Source organism: Paenibacillus sp. BAC0078 (genome assembly GCF_054483875.1).
This window is the reverse complement of the sequence record NZ_JBTLRW010000052.1, coordinates 1-1,749: the sequence shown is the minus strand read 5'-3', so window position 1 is coordinate 1,749 and position 1,749 is coordinate 1. Positions and strand designations below refer to the sequence as shown.

Here is a 1,749-nt window from a genome sequence, read left to right as displayed (position 1 = left end):
ATATTCGTTAAGCCGCCATGTTCGACCATGACACCCTTGGGCTGTCCCGTCGATCCCGACGTGTAGATGACATACGCCAGATCGTTCGGACCGTTTGCGGCTGGCGGGTTCGCGGTGTCACCCGCGTACAGCGACACATCCGCCAGATCCAGCACGGTTCCCTCGTACTCTTGCGGCACTTCCGCTTCCCCGTAGACGAGCAGCAGATCGGTGCCGCTGTCTTCCAGCATGTACGTGATCCGATCCGCCGGATACGCCGGGTCGATCGGCAAGTATGCCCCGCCCGCCTTCAGAATCGCGAGAATCCCCACGATCATCTCCACCGAGCGCTCCGCCATAATCCCCACGATCCGCTCCGATCCGACGCCGCGCAACCGCAGCTCATACGCCAGTTGGTTCGCCTTTGCATTCAGTTCCCCATACGTCATTCGTTCAGACTTGAATACGACCGCCTCGGCTTCCGGCATCCGCTCCGCCTGCTCCTCGAACAGCGCGTAAATCGTCTTATCCTTCGGATACTCCGCCTTCGTGTCGTTAAACGTCTCCAGCAACTGGTGCTTCTCTTCTTCCCCGGCCAGCTCGATTTCCTCCAGATTCATGTCCGGCGTTTCGGCGATCTGTTCCACGATCGCCGCCAGATGTTTGCCCATCCGCTCAACCGTTTCCTTCTTGAACAGCGCCGTGCTGTATTCCCAATCGAAATACAACCGCCCTTCCTGCTCGACCACAGCTATCGTCAGGTCGAATTTAGCGACCCGGTATTCCTGCGGATACGGCCGAATCGTCAGCTCCTCCGGCTTCCATTCGCTCATCTGCATGTTCTGCAGCACCAGCATCGTGTCGAACAATGGGTTGCGGCTCGTATCCCGCCTTACTTCCGCCTTCTCCACCAGTTCCTCGAACGGATAATCCTGGTTCTCCATCGCCCCCAGCACCGCGGCCTTCACTTCCGCCAAGTACGCGTCGAACCGTTTGCTTCCCGCCGGGCGGCTCCGCATCGCCAGCGTATTGACGAACATCCCGATCATCCGTTCCGCGTCCGGATGTCTTCTGCCTGCCACCGGAGAACCAACGACCACATCCTCCTGCCCCGCATAGCGTGACAGCAGCACGCCATACGACGCCAAAAGCGCCATGTACAGCGTAACCCCTTGCTTCGCGCACAGCTGCTTCAGCCGTTCCGTCTCCTCCTCGCTCCACCATTGGCCCGCACGGTCCCCTTCGAACCGGCGGACTGCCGGCCGCGCGTAATCCGTCGGCAACTGCAGCACCGGCGCCTCTTCCTCAAACGCCGCTAGCCAGTATTGCTCTTGGGTTTGATACGACTCGCCCTGCATCTTCTCTCGCAGCCATACCGCATAATCTTTATAGTGGATCGCAAGCGGCGCCAACTTCTCACCTGCATACAATCGCGCGAGCTCGTCCACGAACACGTCCATCGACGTGCCGTCCGAGACGATGTGATGCATGTCCAGCAGCAGCACGTGCCGCCCTTCTTCCAAGCGGATTAATCCCGCACGCAAGAGCGGCGCTTCGCCCAGATCGAACGGGCGCACGAACGCCTTCACCTGCGCTTCTGCTTCTTCGTCCGTACTTTCGATCACTTCCAGCGGCACTTCCACACATTCGACGATGCGCTGCATCAGCTGATCTTCCTGCATCGCAAACGACGTGCGGAACGATTCGTGACGCTCCGCCAGCAAGTTCAAGCTCTCCCGCACGCGTTCCGTATCTAACTCCCCTGCGATC

Annotated in this window: 1 protein-coding gene; it reads right to left on the bottom strand. The window is 59.6% G+C overall.

All coding sequences use genetic code 11. From position 1 onward, the window contains the following. A partial coding sequence (locus ACX1DY_RS31340; protein WP_458968033.1) for a non-ribosomal peptide synthetase occupies positions 1-1,721 on the bottom strand: 1,721 nt, incomplete at its 3' end. Between the last annotated feature and the right edge of the window lie 28 nt (positions 1,722-1,749).